This is a genomic window from Pseudomonas coronafaciens pv. oryzae str. 1_6 (assembly GCF_000156995.2).
In the GTDB taxonomy this organism is placed as follows: Bacteria; Pseudomonadota; Gammaproteobacteria; order Pseudomonadales; family Pseudomonadaceae; genus Aquipseudomonas; species Aquipseudomonas tremae.
Map to the genome: position 1 here is coordinate 3,684,233 of NZ_CP046035.1, position 24,941 is coordinate 3,709,173.

Consider the following 24,941-nt stretch of genomic DNA (forward strand, 5'->3'; position numbering starts at 1 on the left):
ATGCCGACATCGCCCCTGCGCCTCGGCGACCTGTCGGTGGGGTTCATCCAGAGCCTCACCGATGCCGTCCACAGCTTCGACAAGGACCCCGCCCCGCTGCTGAAACAGTATGGCCTTGACCCTGCGCGCCTGAGCCAGGCCGGCGCTCGCCTGTCGATCCCGCGCTACATGCGCCTTGGCCATGCCGCGATCCAGCTCACCGGCCAGCCCGATCTGGGCTTGCGCATGGGAGAACTCAGCCGCTTCGCTCAGGCAGGCCTGGCGGGAGTGACCGCAGCGCAGGCCCCTACCGTGCGAGAAGCGGCACGCACCCTTACCCGTTTCGAACCGCTGTACGGCTCCAACTACCGTGGCCAGTCAAGCCTTCATGAGGATGCCGACGGTGCCTGGATGCGTTTTTATTCGATAAGCCCCTATAACGCCTACAACCGTTTCGTGGTGGACTCCATCCTTGGCGGCTGGCTCGCTCAACTCTCGGCGCTGGCGGGCACCGAGCTGCGCGCGCAACGGGTCGAAATCGAATTCGACGCGCCTGGGTACGCACACCGATACGTCAGCCTTAGCGATCATCCGGTGATATTCGGCGCGGCCACCAATCAGTTGCGTCTGGATCAGGCCAGCCTGGCGTTGCGCAACCCGGAGCATTGCCCGAGTACCTGGCGGCACCTGCTGCAGCTATGCGAAAGAGAACTGGAGCAACAGACCCGCACGCGCAGCCTGCGTGAGCGCATCATTCAGTTGCTCGGGCCATTGTTGAGCGGCGGTAGAGAACCGGATCTGGAAGAAGTGGCGGCAAGACTCAAGCTGCCGACATGGACGCTGCGCCGCAAACTGGCCGAGGAAGGCACACGCTTTCGCGCCGTGCTCAATGACACGCGGCGTGACTTGGCAATGACGTACATTCGAGACACTGAACTGGCGTTCGGGGAGATAGCGTATCTGCTGGGGTTTGCTTCGGCAGAAGCCTTTCAACGCGCCTTTAAGCGCTGGAACGGACAGACTCCGGGAGAGTTCCGCCGCAGCCAGCGCCAAAGCGCCTGAAGCCCTTCATAACTCGGTAGCGTCGTCGGCAGGTTCTACAGGGTCCAGTTCCGATGCACGGTATTCGAGTAGTTCTTCCTGGTATTCGTCCATTTCTTCGCCCTCTTGGCTGATTGAGTGTGCTTGACCATCAAGCTGAAATAACTGACCGCAAGATCAACATTAAAGTGCCAATGTGAAATAAAAATGTTGATTCCCGTCAAACAGACGAAAAACACCCAGACAGATTCACCAGCCGTACTGATACGTTTGCTGCAAGCGCGCTATTGACTTGCCGGCCTGTGTCGACCTAACCTCCAGCCCATGAACCGCATAAAGCAAAACGTCTGCCAGATTATTATTACCGTCATTCCAGTCATGGCGGGTTAGCCGACGTTTGCAAAAAACCCGCCCTGGAGGCGGGTTTCTTCTGTCTCCCGGGCCACATCATTCAGCCAGGAGTCAGACATGATCGCCACCCTTCGCTCTATCGCCCCTATCGCATCCTTGAACCTGATGATCGGTTTGCCGCCTTCTGTCGCACTGCGCACGCCTGAAGGATCGACACGATGAGCCAAGGCCAAGCCGATCTGCTCAACTATTACGCTCGCAAGATCCTCACCTCCCGCGTCTACGACGTTGCCATCGAAACGCCGCTGCAAGGCGCTCGCCAGCTGTCCGAGCGGCTGAACAATCAGGTGCTGCTCAAGCGCGAGGACCTGCAGCCAGTGTTCTCTTTCAAGATTCGTGGCGCGTACAACAAGCTGGCGCAACTGAGCGCAGAAGAAACGGCACGCGGCGTAGTCACGGCCTCGGCGGGCAACCATGCGCAAGGCCTTGCGCTGGCGGCACGCGAACTGGGCATTCTGGCCACCATCGTCATGCCGCGCACCACGCCGGAAATCAAGGTCGAAGGCGTGCGCTCGCGCGGTGCCACTGTGGTGTTGCACGGCGATTCCTTCCCTGAAGCGCTGGCGTACTCGCTGAAACTGGTCGATGAACAGGGTTTTGTGTACATCCACCCGTACGACGACCCCGACACCATTGCCGGGCAAGGCACAGTGGCGATGGAGATTCTTCGCCAGCAACCGGGCCAGCTGGACGCGATCTTCGTGCCGGTGGGCGGCGGCGGTCTGATCGCGGGAATCGCGGCTTACGTGAAGTACCTGCGCCCGGAAATCAGGGTGATCGGCGTCGAGCCGGACGACTCCAACTGCCTGCAGGCGGCTATGGCGGCTGGCGAGCGCGTGGTGCTGAGCCAGGTCGGCTTGTTTGCCGATGGCGTGGCAGTCGCGCAGATCGGTTATCACACCTTTGAAGTGTGTCGTCATTATGTCGATGAAGTGATCACCGTCAGCACCGATGAGATATGCGCTGCGATCAAGGACATCTACGACGACACCCGCTCCATCACCGAGCCATCAGGCGCGCTGGGCGTGGCGGGGATCAAGAAGTACGTCGAACAACGCGGCGTGAAAGGGCAGACGCTGGTAGCGATCGATTCAGGCGCCAACGTAAACTTCGACCGCTTGCGCCATGTGGCCGAACGCGCCGAACTGGGCGAAGGCCGCGAGGCGATCATCGCCGTGACCATCCCCGAACAGCCAGGCAGCTTCAAGGCCTTCTGCGAAGCGATCGGCAAACGACAGATCACCGAATTCAACTACCGCTACCACACTGCCCGCGAAGCACACATCTTCGTAGGCGTGCAGACTCATCCGGAAAACGATCCGCGCAGCGCATTGATCGCCAGCCTCACCGGGCAGGGCTTTCCGGTGCTTGACCTGACTGACAACGAACTGGCCAAACTGCACATTCGGCATATGGTCGGCGGGCATGCCGAGCGCGTCGACGATGAAGTGGTGCTGCGCTTCGAATTCCCGGAACGGCCGGGCGCGTTGTTCAACTTCCTCAACCGCTTGGGCGGCCGCTGGACCATTTCGATGTTCCACTACCGCAACCACGGCGCGGCGGATGGCCGGGTGGTGGCTGGTTTGGTGGTGCCAGAAGAAGAACGGCATCTGGTAGGCGCGGCGCTGGACGAGATCGGCTACCCGTACTGGGACGAGAGCGAAAACCCGGCGTATCGGTTGTTTTTGGGCTGATGCCGAAACGCGGAGCGTCCTGAAATGCATGCCGACGCGGAGCATCGGCACCATGGTTACCTGACGTTCTGAGTCAAACCTTACTGTATAGGGGCGTGCTCAAGCGTCGCAGGGTTAGCTTTTTCTGTCGGCTCGGCGGCTGGCGTCTCGATGGTTTCTGCCTTGAAGGATGCAGGTTCGGCGGGGGCTGGCACAGGCTCGCTTGCCGCAGGCGGCGTGGCAGACTCCACAGCAGGTTCTACTGCCTTGGGTTTCGATTCCCGGGACTCCGGGGCCAGCCTGGACGGCTCGGCTGCCTTGGCCGGTTCAGCGGCGGCAGGTGCCACATCCGGAACGCCCAGGTCCGCCTTCGGCTTTTCTACAATATGCGCGGCCTTTTTCACTTCAGGTGGCAGGAAGTTTTCCACCAGACCGAAAAAGCGCTCATAGAACTTCGCCGACGAAACAGTCTCGCTGGCAACTTTGACCATCGAATCATCGGTAGAACCAATTGGCATCGAGACAGAACCCAATACTCCGACCCCGAGGCTGGCGGAGTTATTGGTCTTCTTCAGGGCATAACGGTCCTGCAACGCATTGGCGAACATGGTGGAGTTGCCATCTTTCATGTCAGCCGCACACACCAGATTGAAGCTGATCTCGATGTGAGTATCACCGGTTTGCTGAAAGCTCTTGCGACCGGCGACCATCTTCGGATCGTTGCTGGTGATGATGTAGCCCTGACTCAGCAAGGCACGTCGCCCCGCTTCGCAATATGCCAGGTCGGTCGCAGGATAGCTGCGTGAGAAGGTTCCGGCGTCGTCGAAGTGCTCGTGATCATAAATCGCCTGTTTGGGCGATGAACAGCCCGCTGCCATCAACAGGACAGAGGCCCACAATGCGGTGCGAAGGTTCAATAGCTTAAACATCGAGAATCCTGAGGAAGGAAGAATCTGCCAGCAAGACTGCGAACTGGGAAATGGCGGTAAGTCTGCAACAAGGGAGACGTTGTATCAACGTACAGTTCAAAAAGGATCTGAAAGCATTGCCCAGCCTCTATCTGCGCCGCATAAAACGCAGGCAACAAAAAAGCGACCCTTAGGTCGCTTTTCTGTTTGCTTCAAGGAGTTCAAGGGCCTTGAAGCGGTGTATGGCGCAGCGGACGGGACTCGAACCCGCGACCCCCGGCGTGACAGGCCGGTATTCTAACCGACTGAACTACCGCTGCGTATCGCTTTGAAACTGTTTGAAACAACCCTTAACAGGCTTGCTTCCTGTACATCGGACTGAAACGCCCTTTGGCTTTTCAATCGCAGACCCGGCGAACCCGATCTGTACAAATATGGCGCAGCGGACGGGACTCGAACCCGCGACCCCCGGCGTGACAGGCCGGTATTCTAACCGACTGAACTACCGCTGCGCATTGTGGACTTGCGTCCGTATAACCGTTTTTGAAAGCTCTCGTACTTCAGCCTTCAAACTCAACGATGCGCCAATCTTACGATGGTGGGTGATGACGGGATCGAACCGCCGACCCGCTGCTTGTAAGGCAGCTGCTCTCCCAGCTGAGCTAATCACCCTTTGCTTCGTTGAGGCCGCGAAATTTACGCACCTAACGAACCTAAGTCAATACCCTGATTGAAGTTTTTTGAAAAACCGCTTCAAACGCTGACCCTTTACCACACATCAAAAGAACAGCAAAGCACCAATCCCGCAACGCTGCGCAAAACTATTCAGCGTAGACCATTTTCCGGGTCATGCCGCCGTCTACGACAAACTCCTGACCGGTCACAAACCCGGCGTTTCGCGACAACAACCAGGCAACCATCGCCGCCACATCCTCGACTGTCCCTACCCTGCCCGCCGGATGCTGGGCATGATCGGTCTCGGACAAGGGTTCGGCGCGGCGCAACGACGGATCGCGCGCGTCAATCCAGCCAGGGCTGACCGCATTGACCCTGATTTCAGGCCCCAGACTGATTGCCAGCGCATGCGTCAACGCCGTCAGACCGCCCTTGCTGGCCGCATAAGCCTCAGTGTCGGGTTCCGACTGCCTGGCGCGCGTTGAAGTCAGATTGACGATACTGCCGCAGTGCGCACGCAAATAAGGCGCGCAGTGCTTGGCCAATAACATCGGCCCACCGAGATTGACCGCCAGTACCCGGTTCCAGTGAGACAGATCCAGGCTTTCGAGAGTGGTGTTATGCGGATCAGCGACCGCTGCGTTGCATACCAGTGCGTCCAGACGGCCGAACTTCCTGAGCACTTCAGCCACACCTTGGGCGACCTGCTCTTCACTCGCGACGTCCATGGCTATGAACAAAGCGTTGTCACCCAGCACGCGGGTTACTTTCGCACCGCGTGCACGGTCCAGATCGGTCAACACCACCTGCCAGCCTTCGGCAATCAGCCACGCCGCAATGCCCAGCCCGATGCCGCGCGCAGCCCCGGTCACCAGCGCGACGCGACCGTTGTGGGTACCTGCAAACTTCAGCGCCCACTCCTGACCTGTCTCAGCGCTCACCGTATCACTCACAACGCCGCCAGACCGCGTGCCAGGTCGGCCTGGAGGTCAGCAACGTCCTCAAGACCTACCGCCACCCGGATAAGACTGTCGCGAATGCCAGCCGCTTCACGCTCCTGCGGGGCCAGACGGCCATGCGAGGTTGTGCTCGGGTGGGTAATCGTGGTTTTGCTGTCGCCCAGGTTCGCGGTGATCGAGATCAGACGCGTGGCGTCGATAAAGCGCCATGCGCCATCCTTGCCACCTTTGACCTCGAAGCTCACGACCGCACCGAAGCCCTTTTGCTGACGCTGGGCCAGCTCATGCTGCGGATGGCTCTTGAGCCCGGCGTAGTGGACCTTCTCGATACCGTCCTGCTGCTCGAGCCATTCGGCCAGCGCCTGAGCGTTGGCACAATGAGCACGCATCCGCAGGTTGAGGGTTTCGAGGCCCTTGAGGAAGATCCATGCGTTGAACGGGCTGAGTGTCGGCCCGGCCGTACGCAGAAAACCGACCACTTCCTTCATCTGCTCGCTGCGACCTGCAACCACACCGCCCATGCAACGGCCCTGGCCATCGATGAACTTGGTGGCCGAATGCACAACGATGTCGGCCCCCAGCAGCAACGGCTGTTGCAAGGCTGGCGTACAGAAGCAATTGTCGACGATCAGCATCGTGCCTTTGGCATGAGCGATCTCGGCCAGACCGGCGATGTCGACCAGCTCGGCCAATGGATTGGAGGGCGACTCGACGAACAGCATTTTGGTGTTGGTCTTGATTGCCGCTTCCCAACCACTCAGATCAGCCAGCGGAACGTAATCCACCTCGATACCGAAGCGCTTGAAATACTTGTCGAACAGGCTGATCGTGGAGCCAAACACGCTGCGCGACACCAGAACATGGTCACCGGCACTGCACAGGCTCATCACCACCGCGAGGGTTGCGGCCATGCCGGTGGCCGTGGCGACGGCCTGCTCGGCGCCCTCAAGCGCGGCAATGCGCTCTTCGAAAGAGCGCACAGTCGGGTTGGTGTAACGCGAGTAGACGTTGCCAGGCACCTCGCCGGCAAAACGCGCAGCCGCATCGGCGGCCGTGCGAAATACGTAGCTGGAGGTAAAGAACATGGGGTCGCCATGTTCGCCTTCCGGTGTGCGGTGTTGCCCGGCACGTACGGCGAGGGTATCGAAACCCACGCCTTCAAGGTCGCTGTCCAGCCGCCCTGCATCCCATTCCTGAGTCATGCCGCCCACTCCTTGTCCGATTAGTTGTTGTACAGATCGATGATCGCACTCACGGCCTGAGTCTTGATCTTGGAAGCGTCGTTGCGCGCGCTCTCGATCCTGTTCAGATAATGTTCGTCGATGTCGCCGGTCACGTACTTGCCATCGAATACCGAGCAATCGAAGTTATCGATCTTGATCTTCTTGCTGCCGCTGACCGCTTCGATCAGGTCGTTCAGATCCTGATAGACCAGCCAGTCGGCACCGATGAGGTCGGCCACGTCCTGAGTCGTACGGTTGTGGGCAATCAGCTCGTGAGCACTCGGCATGTCGATGCCGTAGACGTTGGGGTAACGCACAGCCGGGGCCGCCGAGCAGAAGTAGACATTCTTGGCACCAGCTTCACGGGCCATTTGAATGATCTGCTTGCAGGTGGTGCCACGCACGATGGAATCATCCACCAGCATCACGTTCTTGCCGCGAAACTCCAGTTCGATCGCGTTGAGCTTCTGGCGCACGGATTTCTTGCGTGCGGCCTGACCCGGCATGATGAAGGTCCGACCGATGTAGCGGTTCTTGACGAAGCCTTCGCGAAACTTGACGCCCAGGTGGTTGGCCAGCTCCAGTGCCGCCGTACGGCTGGTGTCCGGAATCGGAATGACCACGTCGATGTCGTGATCCGGACGCTCGCGCAGGATCTTGTCGGCCAGCTTCTCGCCCATGCGCAGACGCGCCTTGTAGACCGAGATACCGTCGATGATCGAATCCGGGCGCGCCAGATAGACGTGTTCGAAAATGCACGGCGCGTACTTTGGGTTGGCGGCGCACTGACGGGTATGCAGCTTGCCGTCTTCGGTGATGTAGACCGCTTCGCCCGGTGCCAGATCACGAATCAGAGTAAAGCCCAGCACGTCCAGCGATACGCTTTCAGACGCGATCATGTACTCGACGCCTTCATCGGTGTGACGCTGACCGAACACGATAGGACGAATGGCATCCGGGTCACGGAAACCGACGATGCCGTAACCGGTGATCATCGCCACGACCGCGTAGCCCCCACGGCAGCGATGATGCACGTCAGTAACTGCGGCAAAGATGTCCTCTTCAGTGGGCTGCAACTTGCCACGCACGGCCAGCTCATGGGCGAATACGTTAAGCAGCACTTCCGAATCGGAGTTGGTGTTCACATGGCGCAGGTCGGATTCGTAAATCTCCTTGGCCAGTTGCTCGACGTTGGTGAGATTGCCGTTGTGCGCCAACGTGATGCCATAAGGCGAGTTGACGTAGAACGGCTGGGCTTCGGCCGAAGTCGAGCTGCCCGCCGTTGGATAACGCACATGACCGATGCCCATATGCCCGACCAGGCGCTGCATATGCCGCTGATGGAACACATCACGCACCAATCCATTGTCCTTGCGCAGGAATAACCGGCCATCGTGGCTGGTTACGATACCGGCAGCGTCCTGGCCGCGGTGCTGGAGGACGGTAAGCGCGTCATACAGCGCCTGATTGACGTTCGACTTGCCGACGATACCGACGATGCCACACATGCGACACAACCCCTACTTAGTGGAACTGGATTTACCGAGCACATCCTGCTGTGGTGTAGACGGCAGGATCTGTTCCTTGAACGGCAGATCAGCGGGTATGCTGATGCCGCTTGCAAGCCACTTGCTGGACATCCCGAGAATCAGGTTTTTCGACCAGTCAGCAACCATGAGAAATTTCGGCACCAGCCTGGACTGCTGCCACCATTGATCCTGTTGTACCGGCCCCAGGCTCAACAGCCCCACCGCCACAACGACAAGCAGGCCTCCGCGCGCTGCGCCGAAGACCATACCAAGAAAACGATCGGTCCCGGAGAGCCCGGTGACGCGAATCAGTTCGCCTATCAGAAAGTTGACCATGGCGCCTACCAGCAGGGTGGCGACGAAGAGGATGGTACAGCTCGCAATGACGCGGGCCGAAGGTGTTTCTATGTAATTGACCAAGTACTGCGACAGCCCTGCGCCAAACATCCAGGCCACTACACCTGCAATGATCCACGTCGTCAACGACAGTGCTTCTTTTACGAAGCCGCGTTTCAGACTGATCAGGGCGGAGATGGCGACAATTCCCAGAATTGCCCAGTCAACCGGAGTAAATGGCACGTTGCAGCCTGCAGACAGATAAGGCGGCGCATTTTAGCAGAGCGCCTGCCTGCCGGTAAGCAGCGATTACCGGCAAGAGGCATTTTCCTGTACGTCGACGCCATCAGGCGCCGGACGGTCAGCCCCGCTCAGGCTGAAAGCGCACCACGATACCTTTGAGTTTTTGCTGCTTGTCGAGCTGATCGCGCAGACGATCGGCCTCTGCGCGCTCTATCAGCGGGCCGACAAACACCCGATTAACGCCATCGGACGTGCGAATGTAAGCGTTATACCCTTGGGTACGCAGGGTCTTTTGCAGGTTATCGGCATTGGCACGGTTGGACATGCTCGCCAACTGCACGGACCAGCTGACTGACAAACCATTGGCATCGACCCCAGCCGGTGCTGCAGGCTTGGCGGGAGCCGCTGGCGCAGTCACGGGTGCAGGTTTGCTGGCTGGCTTTGGCGCCTGCGCCTGTGCCGCAGGCGGTGCGCTCTGGGTGGCAGGAGCTGGTGCAATAGGCATCGACGGCGGCTGATTGCTGCTGCCGCTGTCATCCTCGCCCGGCACAGGCTCCTGAGGCAGAGCTTGAGGTTCCGGAACAGGTACTGGATCGACCTTTACTTGCGAGACTGCAGGGGCCTGAGGCGCAGAAGGCGCCTCAACCTGTACCTGACGTGTCTCATCTTCACGCGTGAAGAGCATGGGCAGAAAAATGACCGCTACAGCGATCAGTACCAGTGCTCCAACCATTCGCTGCTTGAATACGTTATCCAGCAAAGCCATTTGCAGCGTCCTCATCGGTATGCCGGGCCAGCCATTCCAGAGCCTCGGCAACACAGTAAAATGAACCGAACAGCAGAATCTCGTCATCGGTCGTGGCGTGCGCGCACTGAGCCTCGAGTGCCAGCGCAACACTCTGATAGGACGTCACGCGAGCACCAAGGTTCTCCAGTGCCGAATGTAACTCTTCTGCGCTGCGGCTGCGCGACGTGGGAAGAGGCGCAACCGCCCACTCATCGATCACCGCCGCCAGGGGCGTAATAACGCCGTCGAGGTCTTTATCACTCAAAAGCCCGAACATAGCTAGACGTCTGCCGGAAACCGGACGACGGGCCATACGCTGCGCCAGAAAATGCGCGGCATGGGGGTTGTGGGCCACATCCAGAAGCAGATTGAGCCGCTTGCCTTGCCAGCGGACTGTCCGGCGGTCGAGACGACCGGCCAGCCGGGTTTCGGCAAGCACCCGCCCTACTGCTTCCGGTTGCAGCGGATAACCCAGCAATGCAAACGCCTGAAGCGCCAGCGCGGCGTTCTGCATAGGCAGGTCGAGCAGCGGGAGATTATGCAGTTCGACCTGCTCACCAGCTGCCAGACCACGCCAGTTCCAGCTGTCATGCCCTGTCGACAGGTCGAAGTCCCGCCCTCGTAACAACAACGGGCAACCAAGCTCGCGAGCCTTAGCCAACAGGGGCTCCGGTGGCGCAGGATCACCACACAGGGCAGGACGGCCGGAACGGAAGATACCGGCCTTCTCGAACGCGACTGACTCGCGGGTATTGCCCAGGTACTCGGCATGATCAACACCGATACTGGTAACCAGCGCGATATCCGGATCAACCAGATTTACCGCATCCAGACGTCCGCCCAGACCGACTTCCAGAACAGCCACATCGAGCTGTGCCTGTTCGAATAGCCAGAACGCCGCCAGCGTGCCCATTTCAAAGTAAGTCAGGGTGACATCGCCGCGCGCTGCTTCAACCGCGGCGAAGGCATTGCATAGTTCAAGATCGGTGGCTTCGACGCCCTGCACCTTGACTCGCTCGTTGTAGCGAATCAGATGCGGCGAGCTATAGATACCGACTTTAAGGCCCTGGGACTGCAACAGGGCGGCCACAAACGCACAGGTCGAGCCTTTGCCATTGGTGCCCGTCACCGTGATCACCCGGCGCGCCGGACGCAGCAGGCCCAACTGCTGCGCCACCTGTCGGGAGCGTTCCAGCCCCATATCGATGGCGCTGGGGTGCAGTTGCTCCAGATAAGCGAGCCAATCGCCCAGTGACCCTGGGGTCATATCGAGGCAGGTGCCGGCGGAACGACGATAGGCTCGATGACCGGCGCGACGAAACGTGGCGTCGGCAGATTCATCATTTGCGCCAGCAGATTACCCAGGCGCGGACGAAGCTCGCTACGCGCGATGATCATGTCGATCGCGCCGTGATCCAGCAGGAACTCGCTGCGCTGGAAACCTTCCGGCAGCTTTTCGCGAACGGTCTGTTCGATAACGCGAGGACCGGCGAAACCGATCAGCGCCTTTGGCTCTGCGACAATGACATCGCCCAGCATGGCCAGGCTCGCCGAAACACCGCCGTAGACAGGGTCGGTCAACACCGAGATGAATGGCAGCCCCTCTTCGCGAAGGCGCGCCAGAACAGCCGAGGTCTTGGCCATTTGCATGAGAGAGATCAGTGCTTCCTGCATGCGCGCACCGCCGGAAGCGGCGAAGCAGATCATCGGGCAACGATTTTCGAGGGCGTAGTTGGCAGCGCGAACAAAGCGCTCGCCGACGATGGCACCCATCGAACCGCCCATGAAGGAAAATTCGAATGCCGACGCAACCACGGGCATGCCCAACAGGGTGCCGCTCATGGAAATCAGCGCATCTTTTTCGCCGGTCTGCTTCTGGGCAGCCGTCAGGCGGTCCTTGTACTTCTTGCCGTCACGAAACTTCAGACGGTCGACCGGTTCCAGATCAACGCCCAGCTCTTCGCGACCCTCGGCATCCAGAAAAATGTCCAGGCGCGCGCGCGCACCGATACGCATGTGGTGGTTGCACTTGGGGCAGACGTCCAGTGTCTTTTCCAGCTCCGGGCGATAGAGCACCGCCTCACAGGAAGGACACTTGTGCCAGAGGCCCTCGGGAACCGAGCTCTTCTTGACCTCGGAACGCATGATCGATGGGATCAGTTTGTCTACCAACCAGTTGCTCATGCTTTATATCTCCAGTACCGATGTGGCTTGAACGGCTAGCCATGACACGCCAGCCGCACGCCCTCAGCTAAATTCGTATGGACGATGGTGACGGAACGGCGATCGACCCCTGGCCAGACCTGCACACCCCCTCACTCCGCTTCTTCACAACGACGACGGCGCACACAGGCACCCTCGCTTACTTGATTCGACCCGCATCTCTGGCGGAACAGGCTTATGGACGGCGGCCGAAGCGCAACCGTCACATCAGGAGCCCTGGACCGCACTCATGAACGCAAGGATCTTTTCGCGATCCTTGATGCCTTTGCTCCTTTCGACGCCGCCACTGACATCCACTGCATAAGGCCTGACCTGAGCGATGGCCTGCGCCACATTGGCCGAGGTCAGGCCGCCTGCGAGAATGACCGGTTTGTCGAGATCATCCGGAATCAGTGCCCAGTCGAAGGTTTCGCCAGTGCCGCCGGGCACACCTTCTACGTACGTGTCGAGCAGCACGCCACGGGCATTACGATAGGCACGACAGGCACTGGCGATGTCATCACCCGCCTTGACCCGAAGCGCCTTGATGTAGGGGCGATGATAGCCGTCACACTCTTCCGGCGTTTCATCGCCGTGAAACTGCAGCATGTCCAGCGCAACCGCATCCAGCGTCTCGTTGAGCTCACAGCGACTGGCATTGACGAACAGCCCCACCGTGGTCACGAAAGGCGGCAACGCGGCGATGATCGCGCGGGCCTGAAGCACGGTCACAGCCCGCGGGCTTTTTGGGTAAAACACCAGACCAATGGCATCCGCCCCAGCCTCGACAGCGGCCAATGCATCCTCTATGCGGGTAATCCCGCAGATCTTGCTGCGAACGGCTGACATATGTTGAAAACCTCAGACCTTTCGGAAAGTCCCGGATGTTAACAAATGCTTTCCGGATCGTCAGCCGTCCAATTCGGCAAACCCCGTAAGAAAATGCGGACCGACGTAGCGTTCAGGTAACGGGAACTCGTCGCGGTACTCGACCTGCACCAGATAAAGGCCGTAAGGATGGGCCGTCACGCCACCGGTACGCCGAACCCGGCTTTCCAGAACATCACGCGCCCATTCGACCGGACGCTCGCCGGCGCCGATCGTCATCAGCACGCCGGCGATATTGCGCACCATGTGGTGCAAAAACGCGTTGGCGCGCACATCGATCACGATCATCTTGCCATGACGGGTAACACGCAGATGGTGCAGCTGTTTGACGGGCGATTTGGCCTGACACTGCCCGGCACGGAAGGCACTGAAATCGTGAGTGCCCACCAGAAATTCGGCGGCTTGAGCCATGCGCTCGACATCCAGCGGACGATGATTCCAGGTAATTTCCTGATTCAGGTGCGCAGGACGGATCTGATCGTTGTAGATCACGTAGCGATAACGACGCGCAATGGCCTTGAAGCGTGCATGGAAGTTGGCGGGCATGACTCTGGCCCAGGTAACGCTGACATCATGAGGCAGGTTGATGTTGGCGCCCATCACCCAGGCTTTCAAGGAACGCTCGGCAAGGGTATCGAAATGCACCACCTGCCCGCAGGCGTGTACGCCAGCGTCAGTGCGCCCGGCACACATCAGCGATACCGGTGACGCAGCAACCTTGGACAGTGCGTTCTCGAGTGTTTCCTGCACGGTGAGCACGCCGGACGCCTGACGCTGCCAGCCGCAGTAGCGCGAGCCTTTGTACTCAACGCCCAGCGCGATTCGGGAAAAGCCCTCGGCCGCCATCTCGGCAGCCGGGTTATCTATGTTCGCCAATGTGGTACAGCCTGTCGGTTCGCGAAAAGTCGGCCATTATAGGGCCGCAGAAAAAACACGCTACTCACGCCGACGGCTGAAAAACAAACGGCCGCGTAAGCGGCCGTTCGAGTGGGGGGCAGGTTTGAATCAGACCAACCGCGAAAGCATCTCGCGCGCCTCACTTTTCTGCCCGTCATCACCTTCGGTCACGACCTCGTCAAGGATGTCACGCGCTCCGTCTGCATCGCCCATATCGATATAGGCACGCGCCAGGTCCAGCTTGGTCGCCGCCTCGTCAGTACCGGCCATGAAGTCGAAGTCCGGCTCATCGTCCAGCGCTGCCGCGTCTTCGGCGGTAAACCTTGGCTCGTCGAGCGGCGGATGCTCAAGGTTCTGAGAAAGACGGTCCAGCTCGGCATTGACGTCATCGATTTCGGTCGCAAACGCCTGACTGGCCTGATCGGTTTCGATTTCGTCAGCCAGCGACAGATCAAAGTCTTCAGGCAGCTCTAGATCGTCGCTGATCGGCGGCACCGGCTTTGTCTCGACAGGATCGAGCGGATCGGTGCCGAGGCCCAGCAGGAAGTCATCTTCGTTCTTGAGCGCTGGGTCTTCCTCGGACAGGTCCAGGTCGAAATCGGCAAGTTCTTCAGGGACTGCTGCTGCGCGCGCTTCTTCCTGCTCGCGCATGATCGACTCAAAGCTCAGCTCGTCGTCGTCAGCCACCGCTGATATTTTCGGCTCGTCCAGCATCAGGTCATCGATGTCATCCACCGTGGAAACATCTGACGCAGGTGTTTCTTCGAACTCGTCGAGGCTCAGATCGAAATCGTTATCGAACGGATCCGCTTCCTCGGCAGGCGCAGTTGCCACCGGTGCTATCACCTCCGGCTCGACCGCTACGACGGGCTCAGGCTCGAGCGCCGGTTCAGTTGCCTCGTCTGCCGAATTATCAGCCAGCAACTCTTCGACATATTTGGCGTCGAGTTCAGCGGCCAATGCAGCAGCACTGGCTGCTGCAGCTGCCGCAGCAATGGCAGGAGCTGCCGAAGCCGGTGCAGGTTCAGAAGCCAGCGGCGTAGCGGACTTCAGGGTCGAGTGACGTTCTTCAAGCTGCTCGACCTCAGCTTCAGGCTTTCCCGCAGCCACCAGTTTACGCTCGTGGGCGGCGTAGGCTTTGTTGTTGCCCTGCTCGGCGTAGATTTCCATCAGCTTGAGGCGGATATCATCACGCTGCGGATCTTCCTTGATAGCCTCCTCCAGCAACTCGATGGCCTGATTCATGCGGCCATAAGCAATATGAATCTCGGCCTGGACCAGCGCATCGGCTGGACGCTCGCGAGTCGCAGCTGTAGCGGCTGCCACAGCACCGGCGCCCATACGGACATTGGGCGGTGGCACATCAAGCCCGTCGAAACTGGCCTGCGGCGAATCCATGTCCATGTCTGAAACGAACTCGGACTCTTCAGCCAGCGCCCGCGCCATGCGCTTGTGCTTCTCGGCTTCGGCTTTTGCCGCACGACGGCGTGCCAGGAACAGCAGCAACAGCGCCAAAATCAGCAGCACAGCGCCCCCGACCAGGCCGAGCAGCACCGGATTATCGAGGATCTTCTGCAGCGTACTCTCATCATCTTCAGGAACGGCCACAGGCTCCACTGCCAGCGGTTGATCCGCAGCCGGTGTCGCCACCTCAGCCGCGCCTGCCGGCAACGCATCTTCAGGCGCAATCTCGCCAGCTGGCTTGACCGGGGCGCCATTGGCATCAACCAGAGAGGCCGGCACCGCTGCGTTGGCTGGGGTCGCAGCGTCAGGAGTGGCCGCAGGAGGCGGCACCGCAGCGCCAGCCGCTTGCATCTTGGCCAACTGACCGTTTTTCAGCTCGATGAGACGCTGAAGCTTGTCCAGCTGGCTTTGCAGATCGTTCATCCGGCTTTTCAGCTCGGCATTATCCCGGCGCGTGGTATCGAGCGCTTCCTGAGCGACCGCCAGCTTGTTGCCCAGATCACTGTCACCCGCTGCGCCTTTGGCGGCTGGCTTGCCGCTCGCAGACACCAGGCTGAGGTTGTCAGAAGCATCCACTTTGGAGGGCGCCGCACCGGCGCGATCACGCCGGGTGGCATCGACCTGACGCGGGCCTGCGGGTAGGCGACGGCCTTCGCGCCAGGCACTGTACTGTCGGGAAACTTCGGCAATCGCTTGAGGCTGTGGCAGTGCAGCGGTTTGCTGAGGTGTCGGCAGACGCAGCACCTGACCCTTTTTCAAACGGTTGATGTTGCCACCGATGAATGCGTCGGGGTTCAGCGCCTGAATCGCCAGCATGGTCTGCTGAACCGTACCGCCCTTACGTACCTTCGCGGCGATTTCCCACAAGGTGTCGTTATTGGCGGTGACGTATTGCGACTGTTTATCTGCGGCTGGCGGTGGCAATGCTGCCGGAACGGCTGCAGGCGTCGGGGCAGTGGCTTCGGGCGCCGGAGCTTCTGCCGACGGCTCCACTGTGGCCAGTTGCGCAGGTGCTGCGGGAGCCGCCGCAGGGGCCGCCGCAGGGGCCGGTGCCGGAGCAGCTGCAGCAGCGGCCGCCTCAGGAGAGTACTTCGGCGGGTCCAGCAGAAGACTGTAATCACGCACCAGTCGACCGTTCGGCCAAAGCACCTGAACCAGAAACTTCACATAAGGTACGCGCACCGGCTTGCTGGAGGTGATGCGCAGGACGCTTTTGCCATTAGCATTGATGACGGGGGTAAACGAAAGATCGTTCAGCAACTCCTGACGGGAGACACCCAACTGAGCGAAGTCAGCCGTGGTTGCCAGGCTGGGGACAATTTGCGCAGCATTGAGCCCCTGCGCATCAGTTAACTCGATTTCCGCTACCAATGGCTGATTCAGGGTCGACTTGACCGACAATTCCCCGAGCCCCAGCGCCTGCGCCATTCCCGATGACAGCGCTGAAGCCGCAGCGATTGCTAATACCAGTTTACGAACCTGAACCATAGCCCATCCCTTGTTTAAAGATTCTCCGATATCCGGAGAGGTAGTCCTGCATTTGGGTGTAAGGCGTCTCGCCGCTAAAATAATTGTTCAATGTGTTGCCAAGTATCTTTTACACATAATCTTTTATCAACAATTCGCCAACCTGCACAGCATTGAGCGCGGCACCCTTGCGCACGTTATCCGAGGTAAGCCACAGATTAAGCTGTTCCGCATCGTCCGTTCCGGCTCGAACCCGGCCTACATAGACCACATCCTGCCCCACTGCGTCACCGACCGGGGTCGGGTAATCACCGGCATCCACCAGTTCGACTCCGGCAGCGGCCTCAAGTGCGGTATTGACCGCAGTCAGATCAACCGGCCCGGCCGCGCGCAGCGAGACGGTAAAGCTGTCACCAAAGAACACCGGCACCTGGATGCAAGTGGCCGATACCTTAAGTGACGGCAGGGCCAGCAGTTCGCGCAACTCGGTGACCAGACGCTTTTCCAGCGGAAGGTGACCCGACTCGTCGGGTTTACCCACCTGAGCCAGCACATTGAACGCCATCTGGCGGTCAAAAAAACGGGTTTCCAGAGGGCGGACATTGAGCAATTCAGTGGTCTGACGCGCCAGCTCACTGACGCCCTCGCGCCCCAGTGCGGAAACAGCCAGGCACGCCGTCACGCTCACGGACTGAATATCGACCAGCGCACGCAACGGGGCCAAGGCAAGCGCAACCGCTGTGGCCGCAGCACTCGGGCTGGCCACCAAGCATGGCGCGACGCCACAAATATCCAAAAGCGTAGCATTGATTTCAGGCACCACATTGGGCGCCTGTGCAAACGGGAAGGCGCCTGACAGATCGACAACCGAGCACCCCGCCGCTACCGCCTTTTCGGCGTAGCTGCGACTGATCGCCGGGCCAGCGGCAAAGAACGCCAGCCGGACTTTGCTGAAGTCGAACTCGTCGACTTCACGCACGCGCACATTCTTGCCCCTGAAAGGCACCGAATGACCGGCAGACTCGATGCTTGCCAGCAAGTGCAGACTGCCTACAGGGAAATTGCGCTCTCCCAGAACCTGGACAATGGTTTCGCCGACAGTACCGGTTGCGCCGACTACGGCGATATCAAAGGACTGGCTCATGCAAAAACCTCAGGAAAATCGGGGAGCGGCACTTTAACCGTCGTACTGCAAGCAAGCAATTCAAGCGACCAAATAGACTATTTTTCAAGGCTCGAGGCCAATCGGAAAGAACGTACCGTGACTCCAGACGCCCAGCCACTGCTGCCCGTCGATCTCGCGAGAAACCGCCAGGTCGACCAGCTGATAGAACACATTTCGATGAATCAGTGCTTCCAGATTGCTGCGCACCAGCACATAAGGAGCTGGCTCGCCGGTATGCGGATCTGTCACTACCCTTAGAGGATGCTCAGGACCAGCCTCTGCTTCGTCATCGACATGAGTCCGAAAGCGCAACACCTGCGCCTCGCCCTCTCCCACCACCTCAAGGCTGACCGCGATAAAAGGCGCGTCGTCCACCTTGATACCGACCTTTTCCACAGGGGTGACCAGAAAATAATCATCCCCATCGCGCCGCATGATGGTCGAGAACAGCCGGACCATAGGCTTGCGACCGATCGGCGTCCCTTGGTAATACCAGGTTCCGTCGCGGGCAATGCGCATGTCGATGTCGCCACAAAAATCCGGATTCCACAGATGAACAGGTGGCAACCCTTTGGTTTTGGGGATCTGCGCAAACAGATCGCCCGCCTTGCTTGAATCGGTCACTCAACTCTCCTGCAGCCAGCCCTAGCGCTCAACGCCCAAGAGTGTACGAGCGTAGTCCTCAAGTGGCGGGCCGAGCAAATCTTCAGGACTTGTATCGTAAAGCGTCAGCAATCCGCCACGACTGCGTATGCGTGCGCTGTCGATCAGGTAACGGGGGCTGGTTTCGATCAGCATGAGCTGAATGACGCCACTGTCCACACCCAGCCGATCAACCGCCTCCTGATCAGACCACTGATCAACATTGCCGATGCGGTCATCTGCCTTGGCAAAACGGGTGTAGAGCAAATAATGTGCGCCGGCACTGCGCGCTTCGGTCAGCGCTTCGTCCAAGCCTAACGGGGCACGGGCACGGCGGACCATCGGAAAGTATTCGACGAAACCCTTGAAGGCCTCCTCGGCCACCACATTGGGACGCGGATAGGCATTGCCTGGCGGCACGAAGGCGCCTTGAGCAATGTAGATGAACGAGTCTGGCTGCACACGCCAGTTGGCCGTGCGGCGGGTGTTGCTGTGGTCGAGCAGACCTGCGTCGCTGAACTGCTCGCGAACACCCTCGCCCATGTCACTGACTTTCATGCAGCCGCTCAGCGCCATAAGCGCGAGCAGCAGAACCAGGCTACGCATCATCCCCTCCCAGATGCCGGTGACGGAAAACCGGCGAATGGTCGTCGGATGCAGCTTCCGCGCCATCTCTGGGTCAGAGGCTCAAAACCGCGACGCAGCGTTATTAAGCAGCAGGGTCGGGCTTGGGCTCTGCTGAAAGATCGATGTCGCGCTTGCGCTTGTTGCCCATGCGTACACCGATGTCCATGAGGAAATTGAAGAAGCCCTCCTGATCCTCCAGCACGTTGCTCCAGAACGGCGAGTGGTACAGCGCAACAGCACCATGCACCAATGCCCAGGCAGCACAGTAGTGGTAGTAAGGAGGCACATCTTCAAGCTTGCCTTCAGTGATGCGGCCTTTGATCAGCAGCGTCAGGCGTTCGAAGTTGGAAGCGCGGATCTTGTGCAGCTCTTCGACCAGCTCGGGCACCTGATTGCCCTTTACCACTTTTTCTTCCAGACGGTCGAACAAGCGATAGCGCTGTGGATCACGCATGCGGAATTCGAAGTAGGCACGCGAGAGCGCCTCCTTGTCCTTGTCGACGTCGGCAGAGTGCAACAGTTCGTTCAAGTCACGCTCATAGTCGAGCATCAGGCGAAGGTAGATTTCCGCCTTGGACTTGAAGTGCTTGTAGATGGTCCCTTTGCCAATGCCAACGGCGTCCGCGATCATTTCGACGGTGACGCTGTCTTCGCCCTGCTCCAGGAAAAGCTTTAGTGCGGTGTCGAGAATTTCCTGCTCACGGCGGCGAAATTCACGGACCTTACGAGGTTCTTTCTGCATGAGGAGGTCTGTCAGGATCGAAATCGAAGCCGGGTATTATGCCCAATCGGCGCTAAATTGCACGGATCATCGGTCCTTCCGGGTTATATCCATCCACTGGCAAATAACCTGCAGCAATTGATAATTATTCGGCCCCGCACTGACCAAAACGCTAAAGCGCTGGCAGCGAAGGCGTTGCTGCGACAAATTCCATGTACCCGGTGATGACAACGTACAGCGTGAAATAGGCAAAGATCAGCGCTGAGGCAATGTAAGACCAGCGCAGCATTCGCTCCCCCATGAAACGCCCACCCTGATGAGCCAGCGCGCACAGGGAAATCGACCAGACCACACCAGCCGCGACAAACCCGGCCAGAAACGTCGAGGCACTGGTCAGATCAGAACCTTGCCGCGCGATGAGTGCGCCACCTACTGCCGCGAACCAGAGAATGGCGCTGGGCGATGACATGGCCAGAAAAATCCCGCGCAGGAACAGTGTCAGGTCGGACGTTTCTGGCTCGACATCAGCGTTCGCCAGGCCCTCGCTGACAGTGGTTGCGCTCATGATCATCCTGAAACAGAACCAGGCCAGAACCGCGGTTCCGCCCAGCCACAGCACATAACGCACGGCCTCGTACTGAAGAAGCACCGCCATGCCAAGCATGGCCAGAATCGCGTAAGTCAGATCGCCAACGCAGGTCCCCAGGCCAAGCCAAAGCCCCTTGGTAAAGCCACGTTGCATGGATAGGGTGATCATGGCGATGTTTGCCAGGCCAATATCCAGGCATAACGAAAGACTCAATAGAAACCCGTTGGAAAACTCCACTGACAACCTCGACCAGAACCGCGATGTTCGTTTTGGCGCATCGGAGTGCCCTCATCTGTTCAATAAGGACTCAACAAGCGCTTTGGTATTCCAAAACTGTTTAAAAAACGACCAGAAGGCGCTGGAAGACTTACCATTCTGGTCAATACTCAAGGCGCTGGTGCCTCATTCCCCCAAATGATGCACCTGCAAAGGTGCCAACGGACCGAGTGCCTTTGTTTTACTCCTAATGGTCTTGACCCGGTTTCACCCCCCCAGAATCCGGGTTTTTTTTGCCTGCAATTCGAGGCTTGTTTAGCGCTGAAGATGGGCCAGGGGGAACAGGCGAGAGAAATTGGCAGTGGTCTGCTCGGCGAATCGCTCGTAAGGCTCACCGCGAAGCATTGCCAGAAATTCGGCCACCTCACGCACATACTGCGGCAGATTTGGCTTGCCCCGATAAGGAATGGGGGCGAGATAAGGCGAGTCGGTTTCGACCAGCAGACGATCGGCAGGCACCTGCCTGGCCACATCACGCAGGGCATCGGCGTTGCGAAACGTCACGATACCGGACAGCGAGATGTAGTACCCCATATCCAGCGCGGCCTTGGCCATTTCCCAGTCTTCAGTGAAACAATGCAGCACGCCGGCCTGAGGCAAGGCCGCTTCACGCAACAGGCTCAAGGTGTCGGCACGGGCACCGCGGGTATGGATGATTACCGGCTTTTCAGTGGCTCTGGCCGCCTCAAGGTGTATTCGGAAGGACGCCTGTTGCAGCTCGGCGGCTTCAGGTTCGTAGTGGTAATCCAGACCGGTTTCACCAATCGCTACCACACGTGGGTGGTCCAGCTCTTTGAGCAGCCAGTCCAGCGGCGGCATTTCACCCGGTTTGACGTCCAGCGGATGAATGCCAACCGAGCAGTCGACATCGGCATAGCGTTCGGCAAGAGCCTTGACCGCACCGGCATTGTCGGCGCTGACGCCGATACACAGAAAGTGTCCGACACCCCGGCCCCGGGCGGCCTCAAGGGCTGCGTCCAGGGAGCCATCGTGCTGGGCGAGGTCAAGGCGATCAAGGTGACAATGAGAATCTACAAGCATGGGCAAGGAACACAACTACATCGTATGGGTGGGACGATCGGACTTGAGAGCACCGACCAAGTGGGTTTCGATCAGATTGCGAGCAGTATTGTCGCCATCATTGAATTGCACGCCGACCCCGGCAGTACGGTTGCCCTGAGCACCTTTGGGTGTGATCCAGGTGACCCGGCCCGCTACCGGAACCTTCTCCGGCTCATCCATCAGATTGAGCAGCATGAACACTTCATCGCCCAGCTTGTAGCTCTTGCTGGTCGGAATGAACAGGCCGCCATTCTTGATGAACGGCATGTAAGCGGCGTACAGCACGGACTTGTCCTTGATGGTCAGGGACAGAATGCCGTTACGTGGACCCGTATTAAGCGGCAGACTCATGACAATACCTCTACGATTCCGAATAACACCGAGTCTACGCCTGTCCCGGTAGCCCTGCCCACTGCACCAGTAGCGCTTCGAGCAGCAATACCCGGTTGAGGTTGGCCTTGGACATGACTTTCTGGCGCTGCGCAAGTATCCAGTCCTGAATATCCAGCACCTTGCCACGTGTCGACTTTTGCGCCAGGTACTGAACAACCTTGCGCATATCACCCAAGCCCAGGCCCTCTTCGTCCTGAGTCATCTGATAGCGCAGGATAAGGTGAGACCAATCGCAGAACCAGTCGAACAGCAGCAATAACGGGATGTCTTTCCAGCCCTCGGCGAGCTGGGTAGCCGATTGCTGTTGCTTGAGCAGTTTTTTTACGCCATCCACCACCAGTGCGCGCTGTTCGCGAACGCCCTGGGCGTGAAGCGACACAGCCGCCAGTGGGGAGCCGGCAGCCAGTGTCAGCAGTTCAAAGCGCTCGTCCGGAGTGCAATCAGGCAACGCGCCGCTCAGCCAGTCCAGGCTCATCTGCTCGCCGGGCAGCGGGCAGGCCTGCTGCACGCAACGGCTTTTGACCGTCGGCAGCAGTCGACTCGGCTGGTGACTGACCAGCAACAGCACGGTGTTGCCCGAGGGTTCTTCGAGGCTTTTCAGTAAAGCGTTGGCCGCATTGATATTCATCGCCTCGACAGGCTCGACCAAGACCACTTTGCGTCCGCCCATCTGGGCGGTCTGGACCACAAAACTGACCAGATCACGCACCTGATCGACCTTGATCGGCTTGTCGGCCTCTTCTGGCTCAAGCACGTAATTGTCCGGGTGACTGCCAGCCAGCAGCAACAGGCACGACTTGCACTGCCCGCAAGCGTCAAGCCCGTCAGGTGCCTTGCACAACAGGCTGGCCATCAGGCGCTCGGCCAGTGCCCGCTTGCCGATACCGGCAGGACCGTGCAACAGGTAGGCGTGCGCGTGCTGAGCACGGCCTGCCATCTGTCGCCAGAGCGATTCCTGCCAGGGGTAGGCTTCAGCCACGTTGCAGCTCCAGCAATTGGGGCAGCAACGTGTCGAGAGAGGCCTGGACTTCAGCGAGGGTCTGCGCGGCATCCACCAGGCGATAACGCGCAGGCTCGGCTTTTGCCCGCTGCAGATAGGTGCTGCGTACCGCGTCGAAGAAGGCCCGGCCTTCCTGCTCGAAGCGATCCAGCCGGCCGCGTGCCGCAGCGCGCGCCAGACCGACTTCCACCGGCAGATCGAAGACCAGCGTCAGGTCAGGGCGCAGGTCGCCCTGAACAAACTGCTCCAGCGTTGCAATGCGCTGGTGAGACAGGCCACGCCCGCCCCCCTGATAGGCGTAGGTTGCATCGGTGAACCGATCACAAAGCACCACTTCACCACGCGCCAGCGCAGGACGGATGACCTCGGCCAAGTGTTGCGCACGCGCTGCAAACACCAGCAGCAGCTCCGTGTCAGCGCTCATGCTTTCTTCGCTGGGCGCCAGCAATAGCTCGCGCACGCGCTCGGCCAGAGGCGTGCCGCCAGGCTCACGTGTCAGCAGCACCTGCACGCCCTGGGCCCGCAATTGCGCTGCCAGGTAATCACGATTGGTGCTCTTGCCTGCACCTTCCGGACCTTCAAGAGTGATAAACAAGCCAGTCACAGATAATCCTTAGTCTTTGTCATTGCGCATCAGCCCCGGATTGCGGTGCATCCGGCTGGGTCGTGACATCTGGCTCTGCAGGGGAAGGCACTGATTCAGGCGTCCCTGACTCAGGCGTTTCAGCTGGCGTTACAGGCGGAGCAACAGGTGCCGGGCTGGAGCGGTAATCTGCACGGCGCTTGAGCTGATAGTCACGCACGGCTGCGTTGTGGGCGTCCAGATCGTCCGAAAAGACATGGCTGCCATCACCCTTGGCCACGAAATACAGGCTGCTGCCGGGCACAGGATTGAGCGCAGCATGAATGGCTTCGCGCCCTACCAGCGAAATAGGTGTCGGTGGCATTCCGGCGATCATATAGGTGTTGTAAGGCGTTGCTTCTTTCAGGTCAGCACGGGTCAGCTTGCCGTTGTAGCGTTCGCCCATCCCGTAGATAACGGTCGGATCGGTCTGCAACTGCATACCCAGCTTCAAGCGACGTACGAAAACACCGGCAATCTGGCCGCGCTCCTGCGGCACACCGGTTTCCTTCTCGACCAGCGATGCCATGATCAACGCCTGATAGGGCGTGGAATAAGGTGCTTCCGGCGACTTGGCACGCCACTCCTCATCCAGCACTTCTTCCAGACGACTGTAAGCCTGCTTGAGCAATTCGGCATCGGTCATGCCGCGTACATAGCGGTAGGTGTCGGGGAAGAAACGGCCTTCGGGGAACACATCAGGATGACCGATCTTCGCCATCAGCTCGCTATCGGACAAACCTGCAAGGGTCTGATCGAGCTTGGCCTGCTTGGCCAACGCAGCACGTACCTGCCTGAAATTCCAGCCTTCGACCAGAGTCAGGCTGTATTGCACGACCTCTTTGCGCTTCCAGACATCAAACAACCCTTTGACGTTCATGCCCGGCACCATGCGGTATTCGCCGCTGTGCAACGACTGCCCCGACAGGTTGAAGCGCCAGTAGAGGCGCAGCCAGAACGCGTCGCTGATCACGCCATCGGCCTGCAAGCGATTGAGAACACCGGTGGGCGTCGAGCCCGCCGGCACATCCAGCAATTGCTCTTGAGCCACCTTGAGTGGTTGTTCCAGGGCTTTGTTCTGCTGCCAGAACGCGAAGCCAAGCAGTAGGCCGGCCAGGACAACGGCAGTTTCCAGCAACACCAGTAATTTTCGGATCACAGA

The 24,941-nt window shown here is 59.3% G+C and carries 24 protein-coding genes and 3 tRNA genes; 3 read left to right on the forward strand and 24 right to left on the reverse strand.

The features are described from left to right. Complete coding sequence (locus POR16_RS16390; RefSeq protein ID WP_005892284.1) at nt 1-1,041, forward strand: AraC family transcriptional regulator; 1,041 nt, start codon at nt 1-3, stop codon at nt 1,039-1,041. Between the two features lie 548 nt (nt 1,042-1,589). Beyond that, nucleotides 1,590-3,125 (forward strand): threonine ammonia-lyase, biosynthetic, encoded by a 1,536-nt coding sequence (ilvA, locus tag POR16_RS16395; RefSeq protein ID WP_080267822.1) that lies wholly within the window; start codon nt 1,590-1,592, stop codon nt 3,123-3,125. A gap of 80 nt (nt 3,126-3,205) precedes the next feature. Here ilvA and POR16_RS16400 read toward each other — a convergent pair whose 3' ends face one another. From POR16_RS16400 to POR16_RS16490, 19 genes are all read right to left on the reverse strand, one after another. Next, on the reverse strand, nt 3,206-4,033 hold the full coding sequence (locus POR16_RS16400) for a DUF2242 domain-containing protein (protein WP_005892279.1): 828 nt from the start codon (nt 4,031-4,033) through the stop codon (nt 3,206-3,208). Between the two features lie 222 nt (nt 4,034-4,255). After that, nucleotides 4,256-4,332, reverse strand: a tRNA-Asp gene (locus tag POR16_RS16405). A gap of 115 nt (nt 4,333-4,447) precedes the next feature. Then, nucleotides 4,448-4,524, reverse strand: a tRNA-Asp gene (locus POR16_RS16410). Between the two features lie 84 nt (nt 4,525-4,608). After that, nucleotides 4,609-4,684 (reverse strand) — tRNA-Val (locus tag POR16_RS16415). Nucleotides 4,685-4,833: 149 nt separating this feature from the next. Further along, complete coding sequence (locus POR16_RS16420; RefSeq protein ID WP_005892276.1) at nt 4,834-5,640, reverse strand: SDR family oxidoreductase; 807 nt, start codon at nt 5,638-5,640, stop codon at nt 4,834-4,836. Then, nucleotides 5,637-6,848, reverse strand: coding sequence for an O-succinylhomoserine sulfhydrylase (locus POR16_RS16425; RefSeq protein WP_005892273.1), 1,212 nt, complete (start codon nt 6,846-6,848; stop codon nt 5,637-5,639). The genes POR16_RS16420 and POR16_RS16425 overlap by 4 nt, the downstream gene beginning before the upstream one ends. Nucleotides 6,849-6,868: 20 nt before the next feature. Continuing rightward, the gene (gene purF / locus POR16_RS16430; RefSeq protein ID WP_005892270.1) at nt 6,869-8,377 is read right to left on the reverse strand and encodes an amidophosphoribosyltransferase; all 1,509 of its coding nucleotides are present in this window, start codon (nt 8,375-8,377) and stop codon (nt 6,869-6,871) included. Between the two features lie 12 nt (nt 8,378-8,389). Next, entirely contained in the window at nt 8,390-8,977 is a 588-nt protein-coding gene (locus tag POR16_RS16435; protein WP_005892267.1) for a CvpA family protein, read from the reverse strand. Nucleotides 8,978-9,095: 118 nt separating this feature from the next. After that, nucleotides 9,096-9,743, reverse strand: coding sequence for an SPOR domain-containing protein (locus POR16_RS16440; RefSeq protein WP_005892266.1), 648 nt, complete (start codon nt 9,741-9,743; stop codon nt 9,096-9,098). Continuing rightward, the gene (folC, locus tag POR16_RS16445; protein WP_005892264.1) at nt 9,727-11,031 is read right to left on the reverse strand and encodes a bifunctional tetrahydrofolate synthase/dihydrofolate synthase; all 1,305 of its coding nucleotides are present in this window, start codon (nt 11,029-11,031) and stop codon (nt 9,727-9,729) included. Before folC ends, POR16_RS16440 begins: the two co-directional genes overlap by 17 nt. Continuing rightward, nucleotides 11,028-11,948, reverse strand: coding sequence for an acetyl-CoA carboxylase, carboxyltransferase subunit beta (gene accD / locus POR16_RS16450; protein WP_024670212.1), 921 nt, complete (start codon nt 11,946-11,948; stop codon nt 11,028-11,030). Before accD ends, folC begins: the two co-directional genes overlap by 4 nt. A 246-nt stretch (nt 11,949-12,194) precedes the next feature. Then, on the reverse strand, nt 12,195-12,815 hold the full coding sequence (locus POR16_RS16455) for a phosphoribosylanthranilate isomerase (protein ID WP_005892261.1): 621 nt from the start codon (nt 12,813-12,815) through the stop codon (nt 12,195-12,197). Between the two features lie 60 nt (nt 12,816-12,875). After that, nucleotides 12,876-13,700 carry a tRNA pseudouridine(38-40) synthase TruA gene (truA, locus tag POR16_RS16460; RefSeq protein WP_032618904.1) on the reverse strand — a complete coding sequence of 275 codons (825 nt, stop codon included), beginning with the start codon at nt 13,698-13,700 and terminating at the stop codon, nt 12,876-12,878. Nucleotides 13,701-13,859: 159 nt separating this feature from the next. After that, nucleotides 13,860-16,703, reverse strand: coding sequence for a FimV/HubP family polar landmark protein (locus POR16_RS16465; RefSeq protein ID WP_005892259.1), 2,844 nt, complete (start codon nt 16,701-16,703; stop codon nt 13,860-13,862). A gap of 109 nt (nt 16,704-16,812) precedes the next feature. Beyond that, on the reverse strand, nt 16,813-17,826 hold the full coding sequence (locus tag POR16_RS16470) for an aspartate-semialdehyde dehydrogenase (RefSeq protein WP_005892257.1): 1,014 nt from the start codon (nt 17,824-17,826) through the stop codon (nt 16,813-16,815). Nucleotides 17,827-17,910: 84 nt separating this feature from the next. Further along, a complete protein-coding gene (locus tag POR16_RS16475; RefSeq protein WP_005892255.1) occupies nt 17,911-18,471 on the reverse strand; it encodes a DUF1285 domain-containing protein in 561 nt (186 codons plus the stop codon). A 21-nt stretch (nt 18,472-18,492) separates the two neighbouring features. Beyond that, a complete protein-coding gene (locus tag POR16_RS16480; protein WP_005892254.1) occupies nt 18,493-19,095 on the reverse strand; it encodes a DUF4823 domain-containing protein in 603 nt (200 codons plus the stop codon). A gap of 103 nt (nt 19,096-19,198) precedes the next feature. Beyond that, a complete protein-coding gene (locus POR16_RS16485) occupies nt 19,199-19,858 on the reverse strand; it encodes a TetR/AcrR family transcriptional regulator (RefSeq protein WP_005892252.1) in 660 nt (219 codons plus the stop codon). Nucleotides 19,859-20,009: 151 nt separating this feature from the next. Continuing rightward, on the reverse strand, nt 20,010-20,663 hold the full coding sequence (locus tag POR16_RS16490; RefSeq protein WP_024670206.1) for a LysE family translocator: 654 nt from the start codon (nt 20,661-20,663) through the stop codon (nt 20,010-20,012). On the opposite strand from POR16_RS16490, the gene POR16_RS26325 reads away from it, so the two are divergent. Continuing rightward, on the forward strand, nt 20,593-20,844 hold the full coding sequence (locus POR16_RS26325; protein WP_162235249.1) for a hypothetical protein: 252 nt from the start codon (nt 20,593-20,595) through the stop codon (nt 20,842-20,844). The two genes, POR16_RS16490 and POR16_RS26325, sit on opposite strands and share 71 nt — an antisense overlap. Before the next feature lie 113 nt (nt 20,845-20,957). Here the strand turns inward: POR16_RS26325 and POR16_RS16495 are convergent, their stop codons facing one another. Genes POR16_RS16495 through mltG form a run of 5 tightly spaced genes read right to left on the reverse strand, consistent with a single transcriptional unit; the run spans nt 20,958 to nt 24,938 of the window. Beyond that, the gene (locus POR16_RS16495) at nt 20,958-21,743 is read right to left on the reverse strand and encodes a TatD family hydrolase (protein WP_005892246.1); all 786 of its coding nucleotides are present in this window, start codon (nt 21,741-21,743) and stop codon (nt 20,958-20,960) included. Between the two features lie 15 nt (nt 21,744-21,758). Beyond that, nucleotides 21,759-22,115 carry a PilZ domain-containing protein gene (locus tag POR16_RS16500; RefSeq protein ID WP_005892245.1) on the reverse strand — a complete coding sequence of 119 codons (357 nt, stop codon included), beginning with the start codon at nt 22,113-22,115 and terminating at the stop codon, nt 21,759-21,761. A gap of 34 nt (nt 22,116-22,149) precedes the next feature. After that, complete coding sequence (locus POR16_RS16505; RefSeq protein WP_005892243.1) at nt 22,150-23,136, reverse strand: DNA polymerase III subunit delta'; 987 nt, start codon at nt 23,134-23,136, stop codon at nt 22,150-22,152. Further along, on the reverse strand, nt 23,129-23,761 hold the full coding sequence (tmk, locus tag POR16_RS16510) for a dTMP kinase (RefSeq protein WP_005892242.1): 633 nt from the start codon (nt 23,759-23,761) through the stop codon (nt 23,129-23,131). The genes POR16_RS16505 and tmk overlap by 8 nt, the downstream gene beginning before the upstream one ends. Nucleotides 23,762-23,780: 19 nt before the next feature. After that, nucleotides 23,781-24,938: an endolytic transglycosylase MltG gene (gene mltG, locus POR16_RS16515; protein ID WP_005892241.1), complete on the reverse strand. Its 1,158-nt coding sequence runs from the start codon at nt 24,936-24,938 to the stop codon at nt 23,781-23,783. Nucleotides 24,939-24,941 lie beyond the last annotated feature (3 nt).

Coding starts and splice junctions, on each gene's coding strand:
- POR16_RS16465 (WP_005892259.1), bottom strand. CDS start 16,703: ATGGTTCAGGTTCGTAAACTGGTATTAGCAATCGCTGCGGCTTCAGCG.
- POR16_RS16470 (WP_005892257.1), bottom strand. CDS start 17,826: ATGAGCCAGTCCTTTGATATCGCCGTAGTCGGCGCAACCGGTACTGTC.
- POR16_RS16485 (WP_005892252.1), bottom strand. CDS start 19,858: ATGCAGAAAGAACCTCGTAAGGTCCGTGAATTTCGCCGCCGTGAGCAG.
- truA (WP_032618904.1), bottom strand. CDS start 13,700: ATGGCGGCCGAGGGCTTTTCCCGAATCGCGCTGGGCGTTGAGTACAAA.
- POR16_RS16500 (WP_005892245.1), bottom strand. CDS start 22,115: ATGAGTCTGCCGCTTAATACGGGTCCACGTAACGGCATTCTGTCCCTG.
- POR16_RS16495 (WP_005892246.1), bottom strand. CDS start 21,743: ATGCTTGTAGATTCTCATTGTCACCTTGATCGCCTTGACCTCGCCCAG.
- POR16_RS26325 (WP_162235249.1), top strand. CDS start 20,593: ATGGCGATGTTTGCCAGGCCAATATCCAGGCATAACGAAAGACTCAAT.
- POR16_RS16440 (WP_005892266.1), bottom strand. CDS start 9,743: ATGGCTTTGCTGGATAACGTATTCAAGCAGCGAATGGTTGGAGCACTG.
- ilvA (WP_080267822.1), top strand. CDS start 1,590: ATGAGCCAAGGCCAAGCCGATCTGCTCAACTATTACGCTCGCAAGATC.
- purF (WP_005892270.1), bottom strand. CDS start 8,377: ATGTGTGGCATCGTCGGTATCGTCGGCAAGTCGAACGTCAATCAGGCG.
- POR16_RS16425 (WP_005892273.1), bottom strand. CDS start 6,848: ATGACTCAGGAATGGGATGCAGGGCGGCTGGACAGCGACCTTGAAGGC.
- POR16_RS16390 (WP_005892284.1), top strand. CDS start 1: ATGCCGACATCGCCCCTGCGCCTCGGCGACCTGTCGGTGGGGTTCATC.
- POR16_RS16455 (WP_005892261.1), bottom strand. CDS start 12,815: ATGTCAGCCGTTCGCAGCAAGATCTGCGGGATTACCCGCATAGAGGAT.
- folC (WP_005892264.1), bottom strand. CDS start 11,031: ATGACCCCAGGGTCACTGGGCGATTGGCTCGCTTATCTGGAGCAACTG.
- POR16_RS16480 (WP_005892254.1), bottom strand. CDS start 19,095: ATGCGTAGCCTGGTTCTGCTGCTCGCGCTTATGGCGCTGAGCGGCTGC.
- accD (WP_024670212.1), bottom strand. CDS start 11,948: ATGAGCAACTGGTTGGTAGACAAACTGATCCCATCGATCATGCGTTCC.
- POR16_RS16400 (WP_005892279.1), bottom strand. CDS start 4,033: ATGTTTAAGCTATTGAACCTTCGCACCGCATTGTGGGCCTCTGTCCTG.